The 26,259-nt window shown below is 58.8% G+C and carries 23 protein-coding genes and 1 pseudogene; 12 read left to right on the top strand and 12 right to left on the bottom strand.

Translation table 11 applies throughout. The features are described from left to right. The first annotated feature begins 54 nt into the window (after positions 1 to 54). The 6 genes from grpE to can all read left to right on the top strand — a co-directional run bounded on the left by grpE (position 55) and on the right by can (position 10,062). Positions 55 to 588: a nucleotide exchange factor GrpE gene (gene grpE, locus VJ651_RS10380; protein WP_324107386.1), complete on the top strand. Its 534-nt coding sequence runs from the start codon at positions 55 to 57 to the stop codon at positions 586 to 588. A gap of 98 nt (positions 589 to 686) precedes the next feature. After that, positions 687 to 2,627: a molecular chaperone DnaK gene (dnaK, locus tag VJ651_RS10375; protein ID WP_324107385.1), complete on the top strand. Its 1,941-nt coding sequence runs from the start codon at positions 687 to 689 to the stop codon at positions 2,625 to 2,627. Positions 2,628 to 2,744: 117 nt separating this feature from the next. Then, positions 2,745 to 3,881 (top strand): molecular chaperone DnaJ, encoded by a 1,137-nt coding sequence (dnaJ, locus tag VJ651_RS10370; RefSeq protein ID WP_324107384.1) that lies wholly within the window; start codon positions 2,745 to 2,747, stop codon positions 3,879 to 3,881. 258 nt (positions 3,882 to 4,139) lie between these two features. Next, positions 4,140 to 8,375: an EAL domain-containing protein gene (locus VJ651_RS10365; protein WP_324107383.1), complete on the top strand. Its 4,236-nt coding sequence runs from the start codon at positions 4,140 to 4,142 to the stop codon at positions 8,373 to 8,375. Positions 8,376 to 8,563: 188 nt separating this feature from the next. Then, positions 8,564 to 9,145, top strand: a complete 582-nt coding sequence (locus tag VJ651_RS10360) for a chalcone isomerase family protein (RefSeq protein ID WP_324107382.1) — start codon at positions 8,564 to 8,566, stop codon at positions 9,143 to 9,145. A 239-nt stretch (positions 9,146 to 9,384) separates the two neighbouring features. Beyond that, positions 9,385 to 10,062 (top strand): carbonate dehydratase, encoded by a 678-nt coding sequence (can, locus tag VJ651_RS10355; protein ID WP_324107381.1) that lies wholly within the window; start codon positions 9,385 to 9,387, stop codon positions 10,060 to 10,062. On the opposite strand, the gene panB is transcribed toward can, so the two are convergent. The 8 genes from panB to VJ651_RS10315 are packed head-to-tail and all read right to left on the bottom strand — an operon-like array spanning position 10,059 to position 16,150. Further along, positions 10,059 to 10,886 (bottom strand): 3-methyl-2-oxobutanoate hydroxymethyltransferase, encoded by an 828-nt coding sequence (panB, locus tag VJ651_RS10350; protein ID WP_324107380.1) that lies wholly within the window; start codon positions 10,884 to 10,886, stop codon positions 10,059 to 10,061. The two genes, can and panB, sit on opposite strands and share 4 nt — an antisense overlap. A gap of 2 nt (positions 10,887 to 10,888) precedes the next feature. Continuing rightward, positions 10,889 to 11,530 (bottom strand): deoxynucleoside kinase, encoded by a 642-nt coding sequence (locus VJ651_RS10345; RefSeq protein ID WP_324107379.1) that lies wholly within the window; start codon positions 11,528 to 11,530, stop codon positions 10,889 to 10,891. Next, positions 11,527 to 11,874: a DMT family protein gene (locus VJ651_RS10340; protein WP_324107378.1), complete on the bottom strand. Its 348-nt coding sequence runs from the start codon at positions 11,872 to 11,874 to the stop codon at positions 11,527 to 11,529. The genes VJ651_RS10345 and VJ651_RS10340 overlap by 4 nt, the downstream gene beginning before the upstream one ends. 3 nt (positions 11,875 to 11,877) lie before the next feature. Further along, positions 11,878 to 12,363 carry a 2-amino-4-hydroxy-6-hydroxymethyldihydropteridine diphosphokinase gene (folK, locus tag VJ651_RS10335; protein ID WP_324107377.1) on the bottom strand — a complete coding sequence of 162 codons (486 nt, stop codon included), beginning with the start codon at positions 12,361 to 12,363 and terminating at the stop codon, positions 11,878 to 11,880. Next, entirely contained in the window at positions 12,360 to 13,721 is a 1,362-nt protein-coding gene (gene pcnB, locus VJ651_RS10330) for a polynucleotide adenylyltransferase PcnB (RefSeq protein WP_324107376.1), read from the bottom strand. Before pcnB ends, folK begins: the two co-directional genes overlap by 4 nt. Further along, on the bottom strand, positions 13,714 to 14,385 hold the full coding sequence (locus VJ651_RS10325) for an HAD family hydrolase (RefSeq protein WP_324107375.1): 672 nt from the start codon (positions 14,383 to 14,385) through the stop codon (positions 13,714 to 13,716). Before VJ651_RS10325 ends, pcnB begins: the two co-directional genes overlap by 8 nt. Further along, positions 14,385 to 15,068: a DnaA regulatory inactivator Hda gene (gene hda, locus VJ651_RS10320; protein WP_324107374.1), complete on the bottom strand. Its 684-nt coding sequence runs from the start codon at positions 15,066 to 15,068 to the stop codon at positions 14,385 to 14,387. The genes VJ651_RS10325 and hda overlap by 1 nt, the downstream gene beginning before the upstream one ends. Continuing rightward, the gene (locus VJ651_RS10315; RefSeq protein WP_324107373.1) at positions 15,065 to 16,150 is read right to left on the bottom strand and encodes an AI-2E family transporter; all 1,086 of its coding nucleotides are present in this window, start codon (positions 16,148 to 16,150) and stop codon (positions 15,065 to 15,067) included. The genes hda and VJ651_RS10315 overlap by 4 nt, the downstream gene beginning before the upstream one ends. A gap of 97 nt (positions 16,151 to 16,247) precedes the next feature. On the opposite strand from VJ651_RS10315, the gene purM reads away from it, so the two are divergent. Next, positions 16,248 to 17,291, top strand: coding sequence for a phosphoribosylformylglycinamidine cyclo-ligase (gene purM / locus VJ651_RS10310; RefSeq protein ID WP_324107372.1), 1,044 nt, complete (start codon positions 16,248 to 16,250; stop codon positions 17,289 to 17,291). Between the two features lie 94 nt (positions 17,292 to 17,385). Here purM and VJ651_RS10305 read toward each other — a convergent pair whose 3' ends face one another. From VJ651_RS10305 to VJ651_RS10290, 4 genes are read right to left on the bottom strand one after another with little or no spacing between them, the layout of a single operon-like run. Then, entirely contained in the window at positions 17,386 to 19,422 is a 2,037-nt protein-coding gene (locus VJ651_RS10305; RefSeq protein ID WP_324107371.1) for a sodium:solute symporter family protein, read from the bottom strand. Then, entirely contained in the window at positions 19,412 to 19,696 is a 285-nt protein-coding gene (locus VJ651_RS10300) for a DUF4212 domain-containing protein (protein ID WP_324107370.1), read from the bottom strand. The genes VJ651_RS10305 and VJ651_RS10300 overlap by 11 nt, the downstream gene beginning before the upstream one ends. Then, positions 19,693 to 21,252 (bottom strand): sensor histidine kinase, encoded by a 1,560-nt coding sequence (locus tag VJ651_RS10295; protein WP_324107369.1) that lies wholly within the window; start codon positions 21,250 to 21,252, stop codon positions 19,693 to 19,695. The genes VJ651_RS10300 and VJ651_RS10295 overlap by 4 nt, the downstream gene beginning before the upstream one ends. A gap of 8 nt (positions 21,253 to 21,260) precedes the next feature. After that, entirely contained in the window at positions 21,261 to 21,962 is a 702-nt protein-coding gene (locus VJ651_RS10290; protein ID WP_324107368.1) for a response regulator transcription factor, read from the bottom strand. A gap of 227 nt (positions 21,963 to 22,189) precedes the next feature. Here VJ651_RS10290 and recA point away from each other — a divergent pair, with 227 nt between their 5' ends. The 5 genes and pseudogenes from recA to VJ651_RS10265 form a co-directional block, all read left to right on the top strand. Continuing rightward, positions 22,190 to 23,233, top strand: a complete 1,044-nt coding sequence (gene recA, locus VJ651_RS10285; RefSeq protein ID WP_136419784.1) for a recombinase RecA — start codon at positions 22,190 to 22,192, stop codon at positions 23,231 to 23,233. 72 nt (positions 23,234 to 23,305) lie between these two features. After that, the gene (gene recX / locus VJ651_RS10280; RefSeq protein WP_324107367.1) at positions 23,306 to 23,761 is read left to right on the top strand and encodes a recombination regulator RecX; all 456 of its coding nucleotides are present in this window, start codon (positions 23,306 to 23,308) and stop codon (positions 23,759 to 23,761) included. Between the two features lie 295 nt (positions 23,762 to 24,056). Then, the gene (locus VJ651_RS10275; protein WP_324107366.1) at positions 24,057 to 24,638 is read left to right on the top strand and encodes a DUF2889 domain-containing protein; all 582 of its coding nucleotides are present in this window, start codon (positions 24,057 to 24,059) and stop codon (positions 24,636 to 24,638) included. 48 nt (positions 24,639 to 24,686) lie between these two features. Further along, a complete protein-coding gene (gene sucC, locus VJ651_RS10270) occupies positions 24,687 to 25,853 on the top strand; it encodes an ADP-forming succinate--CoA ligase subunit beta (protein WP_136419782.1) in 1,167 nt (388 codons plus the stop codon). Between the two features lie 17 nt (positions 25,854 to 25,870). Then, positions 25,871 to 26,259: pseudogene (locus VJ651_RS10265) on the top strand (succinate--CoA ligase subunit alpha); the annotation flags it as partial.

Raw genomic sequence — 26,259 nt, 5'->3', positions numbered from 1 at the left:
CCTATTTACTATCGCAATTGAGACTAAGTCATTGATTGTTGGAGATTTTTTGTGATGGAAAACCAGGAAAAGATGCAGGATCCGGCGGAACAGGCCACCCAGTCCCAAGATAATGTCGTGATGGACAAAGCGTCCGACGGTCTGGAAGAAAAGCTGGCAGCTGCCGAGGCGAAAATCAGCGAAATGCAGGATGCTTTCCTGCGCGCCAAGGCCGACTCGGAGAACATTCGTCGTCGTGCCCAGGAAGATATCGCCAAGGCACACAAATTCGCCATCGAGAATTTTGCCGAAGCCTTGGTGCCAGTCAAGGACAGCCTCGAAATGGCGCTGAAGCTGGACTCGCCTTCGGTGGAGTCCCTGAAGGAGGGGGTGGAAATGACCCTCAAGCAACTGTCTGCCGCGTTTGAGCGCAATCGTCTGCAGGAAATCAATCCTGTGCCGGGCGAAAAGCTCGATCCGATGAAGCACCAGGCGATTTCCATGGTGCCCGCCGAGCAGGATGCCAATACGATTGTGAGCGTCCTGCAGAAGGGTTACATGATTGCCGATCGTCTGTTGCGGCCGGCCTTGGTCACGGTAGCACAATAAAAAGATCACAAAACGTGTTTAAAGTGCTTGAAACCGGCACTTTGTTCCACATATTCAACACATCAGAAAACAAACCATCGTTTTAAAGGAACATCATCATGGGCAAGATTATTGGCATTGACTTGGGTACGACCAACTCCTGCGTCGCCATCATGGAAGGCGGTCAGCCGAAGGTTATCGAGAATTCCGAAGGCTCCCGCACGACGCCTTCCGTGATCGCCTATCAGGAAGACGGCGAGATCCTGGTCGGCGCCCCGGCCAAACGCCAAGCCGTGACCAATCCGAAGAACACCTTGTACGCCGCCAAGCGCCTGATCGGACGCAAATTCGACGAGAAGGAAGTGCAAAAGGACATCAACCTGATGCCCTACCAGATCGTCAAGGCCGACAACGGCGACGCCTGGGTGGCGGTGCGCGACAAGAAGCTGGCGCCGCCGCAGGTGTCCGCAGAAGTCCTGCGCAAGATGAAGAAGACGGCGGAAGACTATCTCGGCGAAGAAGTGACCGAAGCCGTCATCACCGTGCCGGCCTACTTCAACGACGCGCAGCGTCAGGCAACCAAGGACGCAGGCCGCATCGCCGGCCTGGATGTCAAGCGCATCATCAACGAGCCGACCGCGGCTGCGCTGGCTTTCGGCTTGGACAAGAGCGGCAAGGGCGATCGCAAGATCGCGGTGTATGACCTGGGCGGCGGTACCTTCGATATCTCGATCATCGAAATCGCCGACGTCGAAGGCGAAATGCAGTTCGAAGTGCTGTCGACCAACGGCGACACTTTCCTGGGCGGCGAAGATTTCGACCAGCGCATCATCGACTACATCATCGACGAGTTCAAGAAGATCAACGGCCTTGACCTGTCGAAGGACGCGATTGCGCTGCAGCGCATCAAGGCGTCCGCCGAGCGCGCCAAGATCGAACTGTCGTCCTCGCAGCAGACTGAAATCAACGAGCCGTACATCGCCATGGTCAACGGCGCGCCGGTGCACTTGACCATGAAGATCACCCGCGCCAAGCTGGAATCGCTGGTCGAGGAACTGATTTCCCGCACCATCGATCCGTGCCGCATCGCGATCAAGGATGCCGGCGTCAAGGTTTCCGACATCCAGGACGTGATCCTGGTCGGCGGCATGACCCGCATGCCGAAGGTGCAGGAAAAGGTGAAGGAATTCTTCGGCAAGGAGCCGCGCAAGGACGTCAACCCGGATGAAGCCGTGGCCGTCGGTGCCGCGATCCAGGGTTCGGTGCTGTCCGGCGACCGCAAGGACCTGCTGCTCTTGGACGTGACCCCGCTGTCGCTCGGTATCGAGACCTTGGGCGGCGTGATGACCAAGATGATCCAGAAGAACACCACGATCCCGACCAAATTCAGCCAGGTGTTCTCGACGGCGGACGACAATCAGCCGGCGGTCACCATCAAGGTGTACCAGGGCGAGCGCGAAATGGCGAGCGGCAACAAGCTGCTGGGTGAATTCAACCTGGAAGGCATCCCGCCGTCACCGCGCGGCATTCCGCAGATCGAGGTGACCTTCGACATCGACGCCAACGGCATCCTGCATGTCGGCGCGAAGGACAAGGCTTCCGGCAAGGAAAACAAGATCACCATCAAGGCCAACTCCGGTTTGACCGAGGATGAAATCCAGAAGATGGTGAAGGACGCCGAGCTGTATGCCGACGAGGACAAGAAGCTGAAAGAGCTGGCCGATGCCCGCAATCAGGGTGATGCGCTGGTGCACTCGACACGCAAGGCGCTGACCGAGTACGGCGACAAGCTCGACGGCGGCGAGAAAGAGAAGATTGAAGCAGCGATCAAGGATCTGGAAGAAGTCCTGAAGGGCAACGACAAGTCCGAGATCGATGCCAAGGTGACTGCCTTGTCGACCGCTGCACAGAAACTGGGCGAGAAGATGTATGCTGACGCTCAGGCGCAACAGGCCGGTGCTGCGGGTGCAGCAGGCGCTGCGGGCGCAGGTGCCTCCGAAGCCAAGCCGGCGGAAGAAGATGTCGTCGACGCGGACTTCAAGGAAGTCAAAGACAAGTAAGGTTGTAGTCACGCGGCAGAGGGCTTAACCCCACACCGCGCTGACCCGCCGAGCCGTAGTGATCGTCATGCGATCCTCGGCTCGGCGTTTTCGCTTAGATAACAGGACGCCGACAAGATGGCAAAGCGTGATTTTTACGAAATACTGGGCGTAGCGAAAGATGCCTCGGATGAAGATATCAAGAAGGCCTATCGCAAGCTCGCCATGAAATATCATCCGGACCGCAATCCGGATAGCAAAGGCGCGGAAGAGAAATTCAAGGAGGCCAAGGAAGCGTACGAGATGCTGTCCGATCCCGGCAAGCGCGAAGCCTACGACAAATATGGTCATGCCGGTGTCGATCCGAACATGGGTGGCGGCGGTTTCGGCGGTGCGGGTGCCGGTTTCGGCGGCTTTTCAGACGCCTTCGGCGATATCTTCGGCGATATCTTCGGCCAGGGTGCGCGCGGACGCAGCTCCGGACCCCAGGTCTATCGCGGCGCTGATTTGCGCTACAACCTCGAAATTACTTTGGAGCAGGCGGCGCACGGCTTCGACACCACCATCCGCGTACCTTCGTGGAGCGAGTGCGACACTTGCCACGGTTCGGGCGCCAAGCCCGGCACCTCGCCGACCACTTGCTCGACCTGCGGCGGACAAGGACAGGTCCGCATGCAGCAAGGCTTCTTTAGCATCCAGCAAACCTGTCCGAAGTGCCACGGGACCGGCAAGATCATTCCGAATCCTTGCCCGAGCTGCAGCGGCGCAGGACGCATCAAGCGCAACAAGACGCTGGAAGTGAAGATTCCGGCCGGCATCGACGACGGCATGCGCATTCGTTCGTCCGGCAACGGCGAACCGGGCATGAACGGCGGCCCCCCAGGGGACCTGTATGTTGAAATTCGCATCAAGCAGCATCAGGTATTCCAGCGCGACGGCGATGACCTGCATTGTGAAATTCCGGTGTCGTTCGCCAAGGCCGCGCTGGGCGGCGAAGTGGAAGTCCCGACCCTGAACGGCAAGGCTTCATTCACCCTGCCGGAAGGCACACAGTCAGGCAAGACTTTCCGCCTGCGCGGCAAGGGCATCAAGGGTGTGCGCTCCGGCTATGCCGGCGACCTGTTCTGCCATGTCGTGGTCGAGACTCCGGTGAAATTGACCGATCGCCAGAAAGAACTGCTGCAGGAGTTTGAGCGATTGACAACGGCTGGCGGGTCCAAGCACAGCCCGCAGAGCAAATCCTGGAAAGACAAGGTCAAGGAGTTTTTCGAGTAATCCGGAAAAAGCTCCTGCCATCGTCTGCCCAAGGGACGATCTGCCACGAACCGCTGATTTCAACAAATCAGCGGTTTTTTTTCGCCAAATGCGCACACATTATTTCCTTCCGGGAAAATTTCTGAAAGAATTGATCTGACGCAATTCTTTTTCCGATTGCTCGCCGGATCATGTGGAAACTTTATTATCTGCCGGCATTCTGGTCGGTTGCTAAAGCAGCATGTCGCCGAGCCACTTCGCTTGACATCGAACAGCGGTATGAAGCCAATGACCAGGATAGGTGAAGACCAGATGGAAGCAGGGGTTTCTACCGGTCGCTCGGCCCGCCGTGTCAAATGGGGACTGCCTTGGGTTTTCCTGGTGCTTGGCTTGTCCGCCGCCGCCATCGTCTATTGGCAGAGCCGCCTGCTGGTCGACAGAGAATTGTCCTCGGAGCTCGACCTGCGATCGAGGGAGGCGGAATACAGCCTCACGCGCGAAATCAACAGCTACGCGGAAGTCCTGCGAGGCTTGCAGGCGCAATTCGTCGTCAATCCCGATCTTTCCCGGCAGGCCTTCAAGCAGATCGCCGATTCCCTGAACCTTCAGAGTCGATTCCCAGGCATTCAGGCACTCGTCTATACCGAACGCGTAGCGGCGGGCGACGGGCCGGCCTTTGAAGACTATGCACGGGAAGAATTACAGCCAAATAGCCTTGGCTATCCACCGCCGGTCATTCATCCCCGCATGCCGTCGGAGGAAGCATTCGTGGTCCGGTATACCGAGCCGATGGGTACGAACCAGGCCGGCGCCTGGTTTGACCAGGGGAGTGAGCCGAAACGGCGAGCGGCCATCATGCGGGCTCGGGATACCGGCGACTGGAGCGCCACCGGACGCGTACGACTGTCGGTATTGCCAGTGCCGTACGACGGCGTGATCTTCTTCCTGCCGGTGTACCGCGGGGGCGTCACGCCCGCGGGCGTGGAGCAGCGGCGTGCGCAGTTCATTGGCACGGTCTCACTGGTCATTCTGGTCGACGAGATGCTCGGCAAGGTGTTTGGGCAATCCTTGCTCAGCGACCTGGACGTCGAGATCTACGACATGCAGGCTGCGACCCGCCGCGCAGCTGCGCATGACAAGAGCAATCTCGTATTTGACAGCGGCGCCTATCGTCATGCCAAGACGCTGCACATGGGCAATGTCGCATTTCCAGAGTTTCGCAGCTACGAAATCAACATCGGTGGCGGCCAGTGGCACCTCCAGGTCACCGCGCTGCCCGAGTTCCTGCACCGTTCCCAGAACTGGCTGCCACCGGTCGCGACCCTGGCCACGGGGCTGTTGAGCTTGCTGATTTTTTTCTTCATTCAGAAGCAGGAGCGCTCGCGCCAGCACCTGGACAAGCATGCCCGCGAGGTCGAGAGTGCCTTGCATTCGAAGGAAAGGCAGCTGATGCGCATCACGGAGGCGATCGATGCGGTACTGTGGACGATCGAGCTGCCCTCGGGCAAGCTCAAGTATGTGAGCGCCGCGGTGGAGCGCGTTTGCGGCCATCCCGCAGAAGCTTTCTACAATCGCCCCTTTCTGTGGTTGAAATGCCTTCATCCGGAAGACCGGCGCAAGCTGGTTGCCATTGCCCCGCGCATCATCAGCAAGGAGCATGACACCTTCGAATACCGTATCGTCCGCCCGGATGGGCAAGTGAGGTGGATGCGCTGCGAGGCGCACTTCACACCCGGCGATATTCCCGGGAGCGGATTGATCAATGGCATCGATACGGACATTACCGAACAACGCCGGCTGGAACAGTCCCTGCGGAGAAGTAACCGCGCGTTGCGAGCCTTTCATGAATGCGAAGAGGTGATCGCGGCAAGCAACGATGAAAAGGCTTTGCTGCAAGGCATCTGCGACGTGGTGGTGAAAGTCGGCTATCGCATGGCCTGGGTCGGCGTGCTGCCGGACAAAGGCGGCACCCGCATCGTGCCGGTCGGTGTGGCCGGCCGGCACGACGGGTATCTGGACGATATCCGGGGCATGCTGGAGGCCGGCGAGCTGGAGCAGTTCTCCACGATTGGCGCAGCCATCAGCACGGGGCGTCCATCGGTTGCAAATCGCTTCCATCAGGACGCGGCGCAACGGCCCTGGCGCGAACAAGCATTGCGCCGCGGCTTCCATTCCAAGATTGCGCTGCCCTTGTTTCACGAGGAAGGGGCCATCGGTCTGCTCAATGTGTATGCCAGCGAACCGGACTCCTTCGACAACGAGGCGGTCGAGCTGCTGGCCGATCTCGCGCAGAGCGTCACGGTTGCTGTCCAGGCGCTGCGCCATCGCAGCGGCAGGCGGGTGGCCGAGGCATCGTCGCACTTGCGCGAGCGGGCAATCGAAGCCAGTGCCAATGCCATCATCATCACCAGCGCGCAGGCGCCGGACTACCCGGTCGAATACGTCAATTCAGCCTTCGAGCGCATTACCGGTTACAGCGCCGCGGAAGTCGTCGGCCGCAGCCTGCGTTTTCTGCATGCGGCCGAGCGCGAGCAGCCCGGGCTCGAAGAAATTCGCAACTTAGTGATCGAGAAGCGCGAGGGCCATGCGATCGTGCGCAACTACCGCAAGGACGGCACTCCGTTCTGGAGCGATGTGCATATCGCTCCGGTCAGGAACGATGCGGGCGAGGTCACCCATTTCGTCGCTGCCAAATATGACATCACCGCGACCAAGAAATACGAAGCGGAGCTCGAGTTCCAGGCCAATCGCGATGCGCTGACCGGACTGGCCAATCGCAACCTGGTGCGCGACCGCCTGAGCCAGGCCATCGCCTATGCCTCGCGCTACGAGCATCTGGTATGGGTGGTGTTCATCAATCTCGACCGCTTCAAACTGGTCAACGATACGCTTGGCTTCGAGGCGGGCGACACGGTGCTGAAACAAATCGGTGAACGCTTGAAGCAGACGGTGCGCGACACGGACACCGTCGGCAGACTAAGCGGCGACGAGTTCGTGCTGATACTTCCGGAGCGCACCGACGAAACGCTCGCGGCAACGGCAGTGCAACGCATCATGGATGCAATCGCCAAGCCACTTGTCATCGCCGACCACGAGATCTTTCCGTCATGCAGCATCGGAGTGGCGGCCTTTCCGGCAGACGGTGTGGACGCAGAAATCCTCGTCAAGCATGCGCATATCGCCATGTATCGCGCAAAAGAGGTGGGCAGCAATAATTTCCAGTTCTATGCCCCCGCCATGAATGAGCGCGCGATGGAACGGCTGCGCATCGAAACCGATTTGCGCAATGCACTGGAACGGAATGAGTTCCTGCTGCATTACCAGCCGCAAGTCGATATGCGCAGCGGCCGCATCGTCGGCGTCGAAGCCTTGATCCGTTGGCGGCATCCCGAGTTCGGCATGGTGCCGCCAGCGCGCTTCATCGGACTGGCGGAAGAAACGGGATTGATCCAGCCGATCGGCGCCTGGGTATTGCAAACCGCCTGCCGTCAAAACAAGGCCTGGCACGACGCCGGACTCGGTGACATACGCGTGGCGGTGAACCTCTCTGTGCGGCAGTTCGCCCAGTCCGACCTGGTGCAATCGATCGCCGTAATCCTCGAAGAAACCGGCCTCGAAGCACGCTATCTCGACATTGAAGTGACCGAGAGCCTGGTGATGGCGGATGTGGACCGCGCGGTGACGATCCTGGGCGAGCTCAAAAACCTCGGCGTAAAGATCTCGATCGACGATTTCGGCACCGGGTATTCGAGCCTGGCGTATTTGAAGCGCTTTCCGGTCGATGTGCTCAAGATCGACAAGTCCTTCGTGCAAGACATCACGATCGATCCCGACGATGCCGCGATCGTCAGGTCGATCATTTCATTGGCGCACAGCTTGCGCATCAATGTGATCGCCGAGGGTGTGGAAACGGAGGCGCAGCTGGCCTACCTGCGACGCCACGCCTGCGACCAGATGCAAGGATATTATTTCAGCCGGCCGATTGCAGCGGAGGACCTCGAAGACGCGCTGCGGCAGGGCAAGAAGCTGTCGGTCGAACCGAAGGACCATTCCGCGCCAAGGCCAACCTTGCTGATCGTCGACGACCATGACGAATCCGCCGCGTCCTTGGACCGCTTGTTGCGGCATGAGGGCTACTGCATCCTGTCCGCGCGGTCGGCGGAGGAGGGTCTCGAACTGCTGGCGCGTCATCAGGTGCATGTCATCGTCTGCAATCAGATTGTTCAAGGGGTGTGCGGTACCGAATTCCTGAGCAAGGCAAACGAGCTGTATCCGGAAACCCATCGTATCGTCCTGTCCGATTCCGCCGATCTGCAAACCATCATGAATGCGATCAATCGCGGCGCGATCTACCGGTTCTTCCTCAAGCCGTGGGACGACGAGGTGTTGCGTCGGAATATACGCGAGGCGTTTCAGCATTACGAGCTAATGCATGGCGTCGCGCCAGTTGAGCTGTCGCAGGTATCTGCCATGGGTTTCGGGATCGGTGAAGCGAACCTGTCCGCGCTGAAATAAACATTCGCCGGCGATTGCTATGCTCAAAATATTGCGCCAAGGCACGAAATTAGAGCTTCTCCTCTATTTTTTCGCCGGATAATGGAAAAAGACGTTCGTGCGATTTTCGCGCGGCCGCGCTGCGTTTCGGGAGGAGAGGGAATATGAATTTTCGCGTCCGTATTTCTCGTGCACTTGGTATTGTCAGCATGGCCACCGCGCTGACGATGGGCAGCGACGTTCTTGCTGCGGAGGTCGCAGGCGTCAAACTGGACGACACGATTCGTCTGGCGAATCAGGATCTCAAGCTCAACGGCGCCGGCGTACGTTACAAGGCGATTTTCAAGGTTTATGTCGCCGGCCTCTACCTGGCGGACAAGAAGCGCACGGTGCATGACGTTCTCTCCATTCCCGGCGCCAAGCGCGTCACCATTGTCATGCTACGGGAAATCAGCAACGAAGAGTTGGGCCGCGGCTTTATGAGCGGCATTCATCAAAACAGCGACAGGGCGGAGAAGTCGAAAATCGTGCTGCAACTGCAAAAGTTCGGCGAGATTTTTGCATCCATCCCTGAGCTGAAAAAGGGGGATGTACTCACCACCGACTGGATTCCAGGCACCGGCACTGTCGTGCATCTGAACGGCAAAAAGGTATCGGATCCCCTTCCTGACGTTATCTTCTACAACTCGCTCCTGAAAATCTGGCTGGGCGAAAAACCGGTGGATTCCCGGCTCAAGCCTCTCTTGCTCGGCGAGCAGCCCGAGGAGCCGCAGCGCGGAAACAGCTACTGAATCACGCCTTTCGACAGGCACTTCAATATTGCGGCGGTGTCGCCTTGGCACCGCCGCTCTAAATCCTCCTCCGCCGGTTTTTCCTGCCATTCGAGCAACATCCGCAACGCCTGTATAATGGTGGTACAACCTCGGCAACGACGACCCTCCCAGCACGCCAATATCCGCCGAGTTCCACCGGCGGCCCGCACGCTCCTTCATGCCGAGGATCCGATCCCCATTTTCCGAGCATCTGAACAATGACAGGACAAGACAAGGATACTTTGATGTTGGAACAACTGTTCCACAGTAACCGCGAGTGGGCGGCGTCCATGGTGGCCAAGGACGCCGATTTCTTCAAGACGCTGGCCGCTCAGCAGTCGCCTGAATACTTTTGGATCGGCTGCGCCGACAGCCGCGTCCCCGCCAACGAAATCGTCAATCTGCTTCCCGGCGAGATGTTTGTCCATCGCAATATCGCCAATGTCGTGGTGCATACCGATTTGAACTGCCTGTCGGTACTGCAGTTCGCTATCGATGTGCTTGGAATCAAGCATGTCATCGTGTGCGGACACTATGGCTGCTCGGGCGTGCATGCTGCCCTGACGCGCCGGCGTATCGGCTTGGCCGACAACTGGTTGCGTCATGTGCAGGACGTGCATTCAAAACATGAACGCTATCTGGGTGAAGCCCTGCCGGCGAAGGTCAAGCACGATCGTCTATGCGAGCTGAATGTGCTGGAGCAAGTGGTCAATGTCTGTCAGACCACGATCGTGCAAGACGCGTGGGACCGCGGCCAGAACCTGATCGTGCATAGCTGGATCTACGGCTTGCAGGATGGTTTGCTGCACGATCTCGGGCTGACTGTCAGCAGTAGCGAGGAGCTGGCGGCGAAGCTGCCGGCGTGCTTCGCGCGCTACGAGGACAGCCCGGATTAGAAGCAGTGTTCCGCGGCAGGGAAGGACTTGTCCTTGACTGCCTCGACAAAGGCTCGCACCGCCGCTTCAATGCTGGTCTGGCCGTCCATGAAGTTTTTCACGAACCGTGCCTTGCGGCCAGGGAAAACCCCCAGCATGTCGTGCATTACCAATACCTGACCGGAGCACTCCGGGCCGGCACCGATCCCGATGGTCGGAATTGCGAGCAGTTGCGTGACTTCATGGCCCAGCGGGGCGGGAATTGCTTCCAGCACGAGAATCGACGCACCGGCTTGTTGCAAGGCAAGCGCATCGGCTTTCAAGCGGTCCGCGCCCTCGGTCGTTTTGCCCTGCACCTTGAACCCGCCAAGCTGATGCACCGACTGTGGTGTCAGCCCAAGATGTGCGCACACCGGAACGGCACGCTCGGTGAGGAAGCGTACCGTATCGACCAGCCACGCGCCGCCTTCCAGCTTGACCATTTGTGCACCGGCCTGCATCAGTTTCACCGCATTGTCGAATGCTGATTCCGGCGTCGCATACGTCCCGAAAGGCATGTCGGCAACCAGCAACGCAGTCTGGTTGCCGCGTGCGACACATGCGGTGTGATAGGCAATATCCGCCAATGTCACCGGCAGGGTCGAACTGTGACCTTGGCAGACATTGCCGAGAGAATCTCCGACCAGCAAAACGTCCACGCCGCATCGATCCATCAGTGCAGCGAAGCTGGAGTCGTAGCAAGTCAGCACGGAAATCTTCTCGCCGTTATTGCGCATGGCCAGCAGCGACGGTCCGGTGACTGCCTTGCGCACGGTGCTTGCAGCGTCTTGCAGATATCCCGACATAATCATTCCCCAAGATTGAAAAATTCCCGCTTGCCGCGCATGTTGCTGATGCGGCTGATCAGCAATGCGAAATCCTCGTCGCGGTCCACGGGGTTCAGCCGCTCGGTATTGACGACCAGCAGCGGCGCGGCGTCGTAATGATAAAAGAAACGGCTGTAACTTTCACAGAGCCGGTACAAGTAGACTTCCGAAATCCCTGCTTCCATCGCGATACCGCGCTTCTTGACCCGTTCGACCAGCGTTTCCGGCTGCGCCTGCAGGTAAATCACGAGATCGGGCACGGCCGCTTGCGGGCGCAGGTGGTCATACAGTTGCTGATAAAGATGAAGCTCGTCGTCGCCCAGCGTGAGATGCGCGAAGAGCGGGTCCTTGTCGAGCAGGAAGTCCGACACCACGCGCGTATCAAACAGATCGGTCTGTGCCAGATCACGCAACTGGTTCATGCGCTGGAACAGGAAGAACATCTGGGTCTGGAGAGCATAACGCGCGGGATCGCGATAGAACTTTTCGAGAAACGGATTTTCCTGCGGCATTTCGAGCAGCGTCTGCGCCTTCATGCTCTCTGCCAGCTTGCGCGTAAAGGTCGTCTTGCCGACGCCGATCGGTCCTTCGACCACCACATATTTATATCGATCGAGACTCATGTGCGGAAGATAAAGTAGACAGCGCCCACCAGGCACAGGCCGGCCCAGATGTAGTCCAGCTTGAAGGGCTGGTTCATGTAGATCATCGCGAACGGTACGAAGACGGTCAGCGTGATGGCTTCCTGAATGATCTTGAGTTGCGCAAGACTGAGTTCCGTGTAGCCGATGCGGTTGGCCGGCACCTGCAACAGATACTCGAACAAGGCGATCGACCAGCTCACCAGTGCGGCGACCCACCACGCCTTGCTCGCGAAGTTCTTCAGATGGCCGTACCAGGCGACCGTCATGAATACATTCGACAACGTCAGCAGACCGACGGTTTGGGCGACGACAGGAATTTGCATGGTTCAGACTTTTTGAATCGCTTGTCCGGCAACATTCGGAACGAAGGTATGCGCCGGTCCGAGTCCGGGGATACTGATCAGCGGATCAATCTGCAGCAGAGGAATCAGCACGAATGCGCGCTGCGTCATGCGCGGATGCGGCACCGTCAGCGAGGGTGACGAGATCGTCTGCCGACCGCACAGCAGGAGATCCAGATCGAGCGTGCGCGGCGCATTCTGATAGGGGCGCTCACGTCCGAAATCCTGCTCGATCGCCCGCAATGCAGTCAGTAATTCTTCCGGCGGCAAAGCGGTATCGACACGGACCACGGCGTTGATGTAATCATCGCCACCCGCATCGATCGGCGCCGTCCGGAACAGGCTGGATTGCGCGCTCAGCGTCGACTGAGGCAGCTGCTTCAGGCGTTCAATAGCGCGCTCTACGTTGGCGCGTGCATCGCCGAGATTCGACCCGATCCCGATATGGCATGAGGTCTGTGCTGTACTCATGTACTGCTGCCTTCGGCCGGTGCCGCCTTCTGCTTGTTGCGGCCGCCGCGGCGACGGCGCTTCTTCGGCGCGGGGCTTTCCTCTTCGACCTTCGGTTTTCTGGTCAATAGTTCAGCGCGGCCGGGGCCATCCGCGGCAATGAAGGCTGTCCACCACTCGCCGATCTCCGGGTCGATTTCGCCGGATTCGCAGCGCAACAGCAGGAAGTCATAGCCGGCGCGCAGGCGCGGGTGTTCCAGCAGCTTGTAGGGTGACTTGCCGGTGCGCCGCTCGAAGCGCGGCTGCATGGCCCAGATGTCGCGCATGTCGGTTGCGATGCGGCGCTGCAGCGCGAGTTTCTCGGTTTGCGCATCCAGCACATCGTCGGCTGCGAGATGCAGTGCCGGAATCGGATACTCGCTGGCGGCCTGGTAGGCGTTCCACTTTTCCAGTACCTGGTGCCAGAGCAGGGCAGCGAACAGGAAGCCGGGGGACACGCCCTTGCCTTGACGGACGCGCTCGTCGGTGCCGGCCAGAGCCAGCGTAACGAATTTTTCGCCGAGCGGTTGTTCCAACACCACGTCCAGCAGCGGCAGCAGGCCGTGATGCAGGCCTTCCTTGCGCAATTGCTGCAGGCAAGCGAGCGCATGCCCGCTCATCAGCAGCTTCAGCATTTCATCGAACACGCGTGCGGCCGGCACGTTGTTGATCAGCGGCGCCATCACCTGGATCGGCTCGCGCGTGTCCGGATCGATGACAAAGCCGAGCTTGGCCGCAAAACGCACTACGCGCAGCAAGCGGACCGGGTCTTCGCGAAAGCGTGCTTCCGGCAGTCCGATGATGCGCAGTGTCCGGCTGCGGATGTCGGCGATCCCATTGTGATAATCGAGCACGGTCTGGCTGGCCGGATCGTAGTACATCGCGTTGATGGTGAAGTCACGCCGCGCGGCGTCTTCGTGCTGCTCGCCGAAGGTGTTGTCGCGCAGGACGCGGCCGTGCTCGTCCTTGGGCGCGCCTTCCGATGACGCGCCGCGGAAGGTGGTGACCTCGATGAGGTCCTGGCCGAACATCACGTGCACGATCTGGAAGCGTTTGCCGATGATGAAGGCGCGGCGGAACAGGCGTTTCACCTGTTCCGGTGTGGCGTTGGTCGCCACGTCGAAGTCTTTCGGCTTCACGCCGAGCAGCAAATCGCGTACCGCGCCGCCGACCACGAACGCCTTGAAGCCGGCCTCCTGCAGCGTCTGCGTCACGCGCACCGCGTTGGCAGACAGCAGCGTCGGATCAATACCGTGCTCCTTCGGTCCGAGCACTTGCGGTTGTTGACTATTCGCTTTGTTCTTAACGCCAAGAATGCGCTTGATAAACTTTTTAATCATCGAATAAGGTCAGGATAGGCCAGCCTTGTGCCTGCGCATGGGCTTTCAGCAAGGCGTTGGGATTGGTTGCAACCGGGTGGGTGACTGCCGACAGCAGTGGAATGTCGTTCTGCGAATCGCTGTAAAAGTAGCTGCGGCCAAAGCTGTCGAGCGATCTTCCCTGCGAGGCGAGCCACTCATTGGTGTGAACGACCTTGCCGGGGCCGGAAGTGGGAATGCCGCGCAGCCGGCCGGTAATCTCGCCAGTGTCCGTGACATCGGGTTCCGCCGCGATCAGGTTGCGCACGCCGAAGGCCCCGGCGATCGGCTCGGTGACAAAGCGATTTGTTGCGGTAATGATGGCAACCAGATCGTCGGCGTCCTGGTGCCGTTTCACGAGATCGCGCGCCACGGGAAGGATGGCGGGCTCGATCACTTCTTCCATGAATTGCCGATGCCACTCGTCCAGCTGCCTGCGCGGGAACTGCGCCAGCGTGCCGAGTGCGAACTCCAGATACTCCACCGGGTCGAGTGTGCCTGCCTCGTATTGGGAATAGAAATCGGCGTTGCGCTTGGCGAATGCTTCGGCATCCACCGCACCGATACGCACCAGGAACTGACCCCACTCGTAATCGGAGTCAATCGGTATCAAGGTATGGTCAAGATCGAATAAAGCGAGATTCATTATGCTTTGGGTTCACCTTCGAGTTGCAGCAGGCTGCGCAGGAGCGGCAGCGTAATCGGTCGTTGCGTTTCCAGGGAGTATTGGTCCAGCGCATCCAGCATGGCCGACAAGGATCGCATATCTCGACGGAAATGCGTGATCAGATAGGGTAACACGCCGGGGGACAAAGTGATGCCGCGCAACTCGGCCGCCTGCGTCAGCGCAGCGATTTTTTCGTCGTCGGTCAGGCCGTGCACTTGGTAAATCAAGCCCCAGCCGAGGCGTGTGCGCAAGTCCTCGCGCAAGGACAGGCCGGCAGGCGGTTTGTCGCCCGCGGTAACGAGCACGCCACCGTTTTCCCGCACCTGGTTGAACAGACCGAACGCCGCGATCTGCGCATCGGGCGACAATTGATCGCAATCGTCTGCCAGATACAGGTTGGTATGGGTATCAAACAAATAATCGCTTTCGCTGGCCCCGGCCGGGATATAACGAGCACGGGAATTCATCGCCAGTGCGCTCAGCAAGTGGGTCTTGCCAGCGCCAGCCTCTCCCCACACATAGACAAAACGCTCGCCGGGCGGCGCTTCGGAAGGATTCTCGAAGCGGCGCAGCAATTGCAGCAGCTCCGCATTTTGTCCAACGACAAAGGTATCCAGGGTCTGCGGCTTTTCCGCACCCAAATCGAGCAGTAGTTGCCTCATGACTGACGATAAAAGCTGCTATTGATGTAATGGAGACGCAAGTGCCTGAACGCGACGGCGACGATGGCCGACGCGGGCAGGGCCAGCAAAACGCCGACGAAGCCGAACAGATGGCCGAATGCGAGCAAGGCAAAAATCACGGCCAGCGGATGCAAGCCGATGCGTTCGCCGACCAGGCGCGGCGTCAGAAAAAAGCCTTCGATGACTTGCCCGGCACCGTAGATGCCGGCGACCAGCAGCAGGCCATGCAGGCCGTCGAACTGCAGGACCGCGGCAATCAGCGCCAATACCAGTCCAAGGCCGAAGCCAAGGTAGGGAATGAATACCAGGATGCCTGTCAGTACGCCGACTGGCACGGCAACGTCGAATCCCGCAATTGCCAGCGCCGCGGAATAATAAATGGCCAGGATCATCATGACCGCCAGTTGTCCGCGCAGGTATTGCGCAAGGAGTCCGTCCACCTCGCGGCCGAACCCGGACGCCTTGCCGATCCAGCGGCGCGGAATGAAGGTCTCGACTCTGTTGACGACGGCATGCCAGTCGAGCAGCAGGTAAAACAGCGCGACCGGAATCAGCGACAAGGTCGCTAGCCAGCCGAGCATCGCGATGCCACCGACTTTTGCGGAAGCAAACAGTGCGCTCCAGATTTCATCGCCGCTGCTCGTGAAATATTGCGAGACGATGCGCTTGATCCCGACTTCGTCCAGTCGAACCCTGATGCCGATTTCCTGCAGTCTGGGCGCGAGAAAAGCGTTCAGGCGCGTGAGGAAGTGCGGAATTTGTTCCTGCAACAGGGGAATCTGCTTTTGCATGATCGGCAAGACGATCAGCACGAGCGCAAGTATGGCGGCCAGCAGCAGCACGATGACGATGATCGTCGCCAGGGCGCGCGGCATGCGAATCTTGCCGAGTTGTCGGGTTGATAACCAGTCCGTTGTCGGGTTGAGTGCGTAGGCCAGGATGCCTGCTGCAATGAAGGGTGCCAGCACCGGCCCCAGCTTCACCAATAATGCCGCCAGCACAAGCCCGACCGCCAGCCACAAGGCGGTCTGCTTTTGTTCGGAATTCAAAGAAAACGGCATCTATCGCGAGTTGGACGAACGGTTTGTTAAAATAGCGGTTTGGTCCGGCATTTTTGCCTTAACCGCCTATTTTACCGCCTCTGCACCTATTCACATCATGAGTTCCACTTCCAACGTCTCCCTTTCCTACCGCGACGCCGGTGTTGACATCGAAGCAGGCGACGCCCTGGTCGAAGCGATCAAGCCGTTTGCCAAACGTACCATGCGCGAGGGCGTGCTCGGCGGTATTGGCGGTTTCGGCGCCCTGTTTGAAATCAGCAAGAAGTTCAAGGAGCCGGTTCTGGTGTCCGGTACGGACGGCGTTGGCACGAAGCTGAAGCTGGCGTTCCATCTGAACAGGCACGACACGGTCGGTATCGACCTGGTGGCAATGAGCGTCAACGACATTCTGGTGCAGGGTGCCGAACCGCTATTTTTCCTCGATTACTTCGCCTGCGGCAAGCTGAATGTAGGGGCGGCGACGGACGTCATCAAGGGCATTGCCCAGGGGTGTGAGCAGGCCGGATGCGCATTGATCGGTGGCGAAACCGCCGAAATGCCGAGCATGTACCCGGATGGCGAATACGACCTGGCCGGTTTCGCGGTCGGCGCTGTTGAGAAATCGAAGATCATCGACGGCAGCAAGATCGTATCGGGCGACGTTGTGCTGGGACTGGCTTCTTCCGGCGCACATTCCAATGGCTATTCGCTGGTGCGCAAGATCATTTCGGTTGCTCAGCCCGACCTGAATGCCGACTTCCACGGCCGTCGCCTCGCCGACGTGCTAATGGCGCCGACGCGCATCTACGTCAAGCCCTTGCTGGCGCTGATGGAAAAGCTCGAAGTCAAAGGCATGGCGCATATCACCGGCGGCGGACTGGTTGAAAATGTGCCGCGCGTGTTGCGCGGCAACCTGACCGCTGTTCTGCATCGCGACGCCTGGACCATGCCGCCCTTGTTCGCCTGGCTGCAGCAGCATGGCGGCGTGGCGGACGCGGAAATGCATCGTGTCTTCAACTGCGGGATCGGCATGGTCGTGATCGTCGCGAAAGAAAATGCGGATGCCGCGATTGCACAATTGAAGGCGGCCGGCGAGACCGTTAATCGTATCGGCGAAATCCGCGAGCGCCAGGGGAATGAAGCGCAGACGATCGTTGTTTGACGGTTAGCGGGCGCTTGGCGCCTTGCAGTGATGTCCTCGAAACAAGAACGGCCGCTGGGACTCCCATGCGGCCGTTTTTCTTTGTCATTGCATTTCAAGGCATGCGGACATGATCGACCAGTGCCTTGGTCCGCTGATCGGGCGGGGCCGTAAGCAGGCTGACCACTATCAACACGAGGAAGCTGGCGGGCACGCCAAAGACACCCGCCGAAATCGGGGCGATGTCGAACCATTGATTCGCGACCGAGCCGCCGAGCGTCGGATAAGTTCGAAGCATGTAATACACGCAAACCGCAAAACCCGTCACCATGCTGGCAATGGCACCCTCGTGGTTGGCGCGCTTCCAGAAAACGCCCAGCACCAGCGCCGGGAACAAGGTCGAAGCCGCCAGCGAGAACGCAGCGCCCACCATGGACAGAATGTCGCCTGGCTTGAGCGACGCGGCATACGCTGCAATCAATGCGACCACGAGCAGCAGCAACTTCGAAATTGTCACGCGCTTTTGCGTCGAAGCCTTCGGATCGACCGTCTTGTAGTAAACATCGTGCGACAGCGCATTCGAGATCGTCAACAGCAGACCATCCGCGGTCGATAAGGCAGCAGCCAGTCCGCCAGCGGCGACCAGTCCGGAAATCACGTATGGCAATCCCGCGATCTCGGGCGTTGCAAGCACGACGATATCGCCATCCATGACGATCTCGGCGAGCTGGACGATGCCATCCTTGTTCATGTCGGTGATCGACACGAGCGGATTGATCTTATCGACGCTCGCCCAGTAGGAGACCCACGCCGGCATGTGCGAAAACTGCGTGCCGACAAGCGATGTGTAGATGTCGTACTTGACCAGCACGGCGAGCGCCGGCACGGTGACATACAAGAGCATCACGAAAAACAAGGTCCAGAATACCGAGCGCCGCGCTTCCCGCACCGATGGCGTCGTATAGAAACGCACCAGAATATGCGGCAGGGCGGCCGTCCCCATCATCAAGCACAGGACTAGTGCAAGGAAGTTGTTGCGCTTGACGTCCGAAATTGCCTTCGTCGCGCCGGGGAAGGGTGCGGTGTGCGCGATGACCGGTTCCGCCCGTGCCAGATTGAACGCCTTGGCTTCTGTCCATTTGCGCCGTGCCTCATCGACATCCTTGGGATAGTCGGCAAGCGCACGCACGCCTGCCTTGATTTCGATCAGCGAGGCGTTGCTCCGCTTCAGATCATCAACCTGATGCTGCAGCTCCACCATGCCTTCTTCCCATGACTTCGGCAGCGCATTGATCCTGGCTTCGTATTCCTCCGCACGCTGCTGGAAGATGGCGCGCACTTGTTGTTCCTTGGGGTCGTTGTTGAGCTGTTTTTCACGCGCGCTCAGCTTCGACAACGCACTGCCATAGGCGATCTGCGGGATCGGAATGTTCGTATGCTTGACCGACAACCATGCCACCGGAATCATGTAGGCGATGATGATGATGATGTACTGCGCCACCTGCGTCCATGTGATGGCGCGCATGCCGCCCAGGAAGGAGCAGACCAGGATGCTCGCCAGTCCGAGAAATATGCCGACCGAAAAATCCACGCCGGTAAAGCGCGACGTGATCAGGCCGACGCCGTAAATCTGCGCAACGACATAGGTAAACGACACGAGGATAGTCGCGGTGACCGCCACAATCCTGATCAGGTTGCCGCCGGTGCGGCTGACGTAACGCGCTGCGAGAAAATCAGGGATCGTGTACTGGCTGAACTTGTTAAGAAAAGGCGCAATCAGGAAGGCGACCAGGCAGTAACCACCGGTCCAGCCGAGAATGTATGCGAGCCCGTCGAAACCCATCACGTACAAGCCGCCGGCCAGGCTGATGAAGCTGGCGGCCGACATCCAGTCAGCGGCCGTTGCGATGCCATTGAAGAGCGCCGGAACGCGCCGGCCGGCCACATAATATTCCGAGACATCCGACGTGCGGCTGATGACGCCGATGCCGGCATACAGCACAATCGTCGAAAACATGAACATGTAGCCGATCCAGGCGCGCGGAAATCCTTCCTTTTCGAGAACGGCCAGGGCGAGCAGGAAAACGACGAAGCCGAGGGTGTACCAGCTGTAGTAACGTACCAGACGTTTGAGAAACGATTTATTCGACATCTTTGCCGTCGCCCTTCATGATCTGGTCCAGTTTCCGCATGTGCTTGACGTACAGTGCCAGTATGAGGAGATAAAACAAGGTCAGCCCTTGTGCCGCCATATAAAAGGGAAGCGGCCATCCGAACAAGCTGAATTGCGAGAGCTCGCGCGCGAAGAAGATAATGCCAAAGGTCGTCCCGAACCAGACGACGATCAGCATGACCGTGAAGCGGCGCACCTTGCCCCAGTACAGATCGCGCAGTTGCGGCATCTTTTCAGTATTTTGCGGAATCAACCTATATCCTCGATAAATTCAGGACGCTGCTCCATATGCAGACTTACCCGTACCAGGCAGCCGGGAAACTTCGGATCGTGACTATGCGGATTATTGTGAATTTCGACATTCGCATCATGCTGCTGTGCGATTTCCCGCACAATCGCTAGCCCCAGTCCGCTGCCTTCCGCGTTACTTCCAAGGATGCGATAAAAGCGTTCAAACACATGCCCGCGTTCCGCCGCAGGAATGCCGGGACCGGTGTCCTCCACCTCGAGGAATGCCAGACCCTCGACCACATCGGCACGCACACGCACGGTCACGCTTCCGCCTTCGGGTGTGTAATGCAGCGCATTGTCGATCAGGTTGCTCAGCAATTCGCGCAGCATGACCGGATTGCCGCGCACCATGATCGGATGTCCGGGCTGTTCGAAGCCGAGATCGATGCGGCGCGTGAAGGAGGGCTGCACCCAATCATGTACCACCTTGCGTGCCAGTTCGGACAGTTCCAGCGGAACGAAAGGCTTCGCTTCCGGCGTCTGATTCTCGGCGCGCGCCAGGGCGAGCAGCTGGTTGACCAGGCGAGTGGCGCTCTCCGAACTCTTGGAAAGCTGCTCCAGCGAACGTCGAATCTCCGCCTGGCTGGTCTCGCGCATGGCCAGCTCCGACTGCATGCGCATCCCCGCGAGCGGCGTCTTCATCTGATGCGCCGCGTCGGCGATGAAGCGCTTTTGCATCTCGATACTCTGCGAAAGCCGTTCGAGCATGTCATTGAGCGAGCGAACCAGCGGCGAGATTTCTTCGGGGACTTGCCCCGATTCGATCGGGCTCAGATCGTCCGGACGCCGGGCCCTGATACGTTGCTGCAACTCGGCCAGCGGCGAAAGCCCGCGCGACAATGCAAACCAGACTAGCGCGAGCGCAATCGGCAGGATGATGAATTGCGGCAGGATTACGCCCTTGATGATTTCGTTGGCGAGATGCGCACGCTTGTCCAGCGTCTCGCCCACCTGCACCAAGGACAGATACGGCTCCTTCAGCGCAGCGCGGCCCATTCGATTACGGCGCAGGTCGACATAGACGTAGGCAACACGGATTTCGGTTCCGCGCATGGTGTTGTTGTGAAACTGAACCGACCCGGTCGGTACTTTGTCGTCCTCCGCCGGAGGAGGCGGCAGATCGCGATCCCCGTCGACGAATTCGCCGCGCGGGCCGAGGACCTGAAAATAGACGTTGTCCACATCGTCGGCGCGCAGGATATCGCGTGCCGAGCTGGAAAGCGGAGCCACAAGCTTGCCGTTGACTTCCTTGACCTGTTGCGCCAGCACCGTCACCCTGTCATCCAGCGCGCGATCGAAAGGATGATTGGCAATGGATTTCGCAACCAGGTAGGTAATGGCAATACTCATCGGCCACAGCAGCAGAAGCGGCACCAGCATCCAGTCCAGGATCTCTCCGAACAAGGATCGCTGTATGCGTTCTTCGGACTCTGTGGCGACCGACTCCGGATGGTCCGGGTGGGATGGCGAATTGGATGCGGCGCGAGCGCTCGCATCCAAACGTTGTGCGTCGCTCATGGAAGATATCAGGTAGAGGGAGGCGTGGCCTGCGGGGCGGAATCGGAGAATTTTTCCAGGCAATAGCCCAGACCGCGTACCGTCGCGATGCGCACGCCACCGACTTCTATCTTCTTCCGCAGGCGATGCACATACACTTCAATAGCATTGTTGCTGACTTCCTCGCCCCATTCGCACAAATGATCGACCAGCTGTTCCTTTGATACCAGGCGGCCGGTGCGTTGCAACAACACTTCCAGCAATCCGAGTTCGCGTGCCGACAAGTCCAGCATCTGGTCGTTCATGTAAGCGATACGCCCGACCTGGTCATACGACAAAGGCCCGTGCTTGATCACCGTCGGTCCGCCGCCGGCCCCGCGCCGGGTCAGCGCCCGTACGCGCGCTTCCAGTTCCGACAGGGCAAAAGGCTTGGCCATGAAGTCGTCCGCGCCCAGATCCAGGCCTTTGACCCGCTGTTCGATGGAGTCACCCGCGGTCAGGATCAACACGGGCAGGCGAGAGTTGCGCGCACGCAGCCGCCGCAGCACTTCCAGTCCGGGCATTTTCGGCAAGCCCAGGTCAAGGATGAGAAGATCGAAATCCTGCGTGGACAGTGCAGAGTCCGCTTCCAGGCCGTTTTTGACGCAGTCGGTCGCATAGCCGGATTGACGCAGTGATCGGGTCAGTCCGTCGGCTAGTACACTATCGTCTTCGGCAAGCAAAATACGCATGGTTGGCACTCTGCAATCAGTTGAAGGTAGTCTATTGCTTTTCGCAAATGGCAGCAAGGCAGAGCGAAATCCATTATCTCTCACTATCGTATTAAACTTTCCCGCGATTGAAAATTTACGCTTGCATAAAGCACTGGTTTTTTATACAGTACGGTCTGTGACGTCAAAAGCAGGCTCCAGAACATCAATTTGGAATCTACTCATACCTAACCGTCGAAAGAATACATATGGACGAAAAGAAATCTGCGCAGAACCCGGATAAGGCAAAGGCGCTCGCAGCGGCGTTGGCGCAAATCGAAAAGCAGTTCGGCAAGGGCTCCGTGATGCGCATGGCCGATGGCGCCGTGGCAGAAGAAGTGCAAGTGGTATCAACCGGCTCGCTCGGATTGGATATTGCACTGGGGGTCGGCGGCTTGCCGCGTGGTCGCGTCGTGGAAATTTACGGACCTGAATCCTCCGGTAAAACGACGCTTACCTTGCAAGCAATCGCCGAAATGCAAAAACTCGGCGGTACCTGCGCGTTCATCGACGCCGAGCACGCACTCGACGTGGTCTACGCGCAAAAGCTGGGCGTCAATTTGTCGGACCTGCTGATTTCGCAGCCGGATACGGGTGAGCAGGCTCTGGAAATTTGCGATGCACTGGTGCGCTCCGGCAGTGTTGACCTCGTGGTGATCGACTCGGTAGCCGCGCTGACGCCGCGCGCGGAAATCGAAGGAGATATGGGGGACTCGCTGCCCGGCCTGCAAGCCCGTTTGATGTCGCAAGCGTTGCGCAAACTGACCGGCAGCATCAACCGCACCAACACGCTGGTAATCTTCATCAACCAGATTCGCATGAAGATCGGTGTCATGTTCGGCAATCCGGAAACCACGACCGGCGGCAATGCATTGAAGTTCTATGCCTCTGTCCGTCTCGACATTCGCCGCACCGGCTCCATCAAGTCGGGTGACGAGGTGATCGGTAACGAAACCAAGGTCAAGGTCGTCAAGAACAAGGTTGCGCCGCCGTTCAAGGAAGCGCATTTCGATATTCTTTACGGAGAAGGCACGTCGCGCGAAGGCGAAATCCTTGATCTCGGCTCAGAAGCGAAAATCGTCGAGAAATCCGGGGCGTGGTACAGCTACAACGGCGAACGTATCGGCCAAGGCAAGGACAATGCGCGCAATTACCTCAAGGAGCATCCGGAGCTTGCGCGTGAAATCGAGAACAAGGTACGCGCTGCGCTTGGCGTGCCTGAGCTTCCGCCCGCCGTGGCAGAAGCCGAATAAGTCATCCTTGCGGGAGAATATCCCGCTTCCCCAGAATACTTCACGTGAGGGAGCCCGCGCTGCTGGAACACCATGGCAAAGCTGCAAATGAGTCTAAAAGCGCGGGCTCTGAAGTATTTATCCGCTCGTGAACACAGCCGGCTGGAACTGACGCGCAAGCTTTCTCGTTACGCCCAGGAGGGTGACGACGTCGAAGGCTTGCTCGATGCACTGGAAGCCGCCAAACTGCTATCGCAATCCCGCTTTTCCGAATCTCTCGTTCATCGTCGCGCGTCGCGCTTTGGGAACAACCGTATCCTGTCGGAGTTGCAGACGCACGGCATCGACGGTGAGGCGCTTGACGAGATCAAGGCGAGCCTGACGCAGGACGAGGTATCGCGCGCGCGCGAGGTCTGGCGAAAACGATTCGATCATCCTCCCGCCGATGCATCGGAACGCGCGAAACAAATGCGTTTTCTGCAACAGCGAGGGTTCTCCCACAGTGCGATTCAGGCTGCCATGCGCACTGCTGGCGACACTGAAGACTGATAGGGTGGGGTATCTTCTTGTATTCAACACCATCGACCCGCGCGGGACTCTGCGCCTAATGTCGCTTTTTTCGTCGCACGCGGTATTCATATCTCCGCATGTTGCGTCGTTCGATGCAACGTGAATTTTCGCCAGGCTGGCAGTGGCAGAACTGCCACGATGGTTAAAGCTTCCTGACCTGTGCTACACTTTCGAGGTTTTTGCAGCGCCGCATGAGCGGCTGTTGTCGTAGAAGCTGCGGCAACGACACGCAATTGCGGCTTTTTTATTGCCGCTCCAACGGCATTGTGCCTTTATGCCCTTACCATCGCCCACATCTCGTCGTGCGTTAAAGCACACGCGCGCAATCCAGGTCGAAGCATTCGCTCGCGACGATGGCTTGTGGGATATCGACGCCCATATCACCGACATTAAAACTCGCGCTACCCAACTTGCTTCCGGCACCAGAGACGCCGGCTCGCCGATTCATGATCTTTGGGTACGCCTGACCGTCGATACGAAGTTCAACATCATCGCCGCCGATGCGGTTTCTGACGCCGTTCCTTATCCCGGTTTTTGCGACACCATTGGTTCTGCCTATAAAAAACTGGTGGGTCTGAATCTTCTTAAGGGATTCCGTGAAGGCGTCCGGCATCGTTTGTCCGGCGTGCAGGGCTGCACTCACTTGACAGAACTCGCACAAGTCCTGCCAACCGCCGTTGTCCAGGCGTTTGCCGGCGATGTGCTCGATACGCGCGATGGCGCAAGCGCCGATGAGCAAAGCCATAAGCCGTTTCAACTCGACCGCTGTCACGCCTTGCGTACCGATGGCGAAGCGGTCGCCAAATATTATCCGCGCTGGGCGGTGAAGTCGCTGGCAGAATCCGAATCCAGTTAGTTTCAATCAAGTCTGTTTTTTTCAATAAGCGTCTGAAGGGAAGCTCGCATGAAAATCCATGAGTATCAGGGCAAAGAAATCCTCCGTAAGTATGGAGTGACGGTTCCGCGCGGTATCCCGTGCTTTTCCGTTGATGAAGCGGTCAAGGCGGCCGAGACTCTTGGAGGCCCGGTCTGGGTCGTCAAGGCTCAGATCCATGCCGGCGGCCGCGGCAAGGGCGGCGGCGTGAAAGTCGCCAAGTCGCTCGACCAGGTGAAAGAATATGCGCACGCCATCATGGGTATGCAGCTCGTTACGCACCAGACCGGCCCGGAAGGCCAGAAGGTGCGTCGCCTCCTGATCGAGGAAGGTGCCGACATCAAGAAGGAACTGTACGTCAGTATGGTCACCGACCGTGTCAGCCAGCGCGTAGTGCTGATGGCATCGAGCGAAGGCGGCATGGATATTGAAGAAGTCGCGGAAAAGCATCCTGACCTGATCCACAAAGTCGTCATCGATCCGGCAACCGGCCTGACCGATGCCGATGCCGACGCGATCGCTGCCAAGATCGGCGTACCGGCGGGCTCCATCCCCGATGCACGCAAGCAAATGCAGGGACTGTACAAGGCATACTGGGAGACTGACTGCTCCCTGGCAGAAATCAACCCCCTGATTCTGACCGGCGACGGTCGCGTGATTGCCCTCGACGCCAAGTTCAACTTCGATGCCAACGCTCTGTATCGTCATCCGGAAATCGTCGCAATGCGCGATCTGGACGAAGAAGATCCGGCCGAAATCGAAGCGTCCAAGTTCGACCTCGCTTACATTTCCCTCGACGGTAACATCGGCTGCCTCGTGAACGGCGCAGGCCTGGCGATGGCCACGATGGACACCATCAAGCTGTTCGGCGGCGAGCCGGCCAACTTCCTCGACGTCGGCGGCGGAGCCACGACCGAGAAAGTGACCGAAGCCTTCAAGCTCATGCTGAAGAACCCCAACCTGAAAGCGATCCTGGTCAATATTTTCGGTGGCATCATGCGCTGCGACGTGATCGCCGAAGGCGTGATCGCCGCCTCCAAGGCGGTGTCGCTCGGTGTGCCGCTGGTCGTGCGCATGAAGGGTACCAACGAAGATCTCGGCAAGAAGATGCTGGCCGAATCCGGCCTGCCGATCATCTCCGCTGACACGATGGAAGAAGCAGCGCAGAAGGTCGTCGCTGCAGCCAACGGTAAATAATCGCTAAGGGAATACAAATGTCGATTCTGATCAACAAAGACACCAAAGTCATCACGCAAGGCATCACCGGCAAGACCGGCCAGTTTCACACCCGCATGTGCCGCGAGTACGCCAACGGCAAGAACTGCTTCGTTGCGGGCGTGAACCCGAAAAAGGCTGGCGAGGATTTCGAAGGCATTCCGATTTTCGCCAACGTCAAGGAAGCCAAGGAAAAGACCGGTGCAAACGTCTCCGTCATCTACGTTCCGCCGGCGGGCGCCGCTGCTGCAATCTGGGAAGCGGTCGAAGCCGAGCTCGATCTTGCGATTTGCATTACCGAAGGCATCCCGGTTCGTGACATGCTCGAAGTGAAGGACCGCATGAAAAAGTCCGGTAGCAAGACCTTGCTGCTCGGCCCGAACTGCCC

Source organism: Noviherbaspirillum sp., assembly GCF_035254865.1.
Classification (GTDB): domain Bacteria; phylum Pseudomonadota; class Gammaproteobacteria; order Burkholderiales; family Burkholderiaceae_D; genus Noviherbaspirillum.
This window is presented reverse-complemented; position numbering and strand designations above follow the sequence as displayed.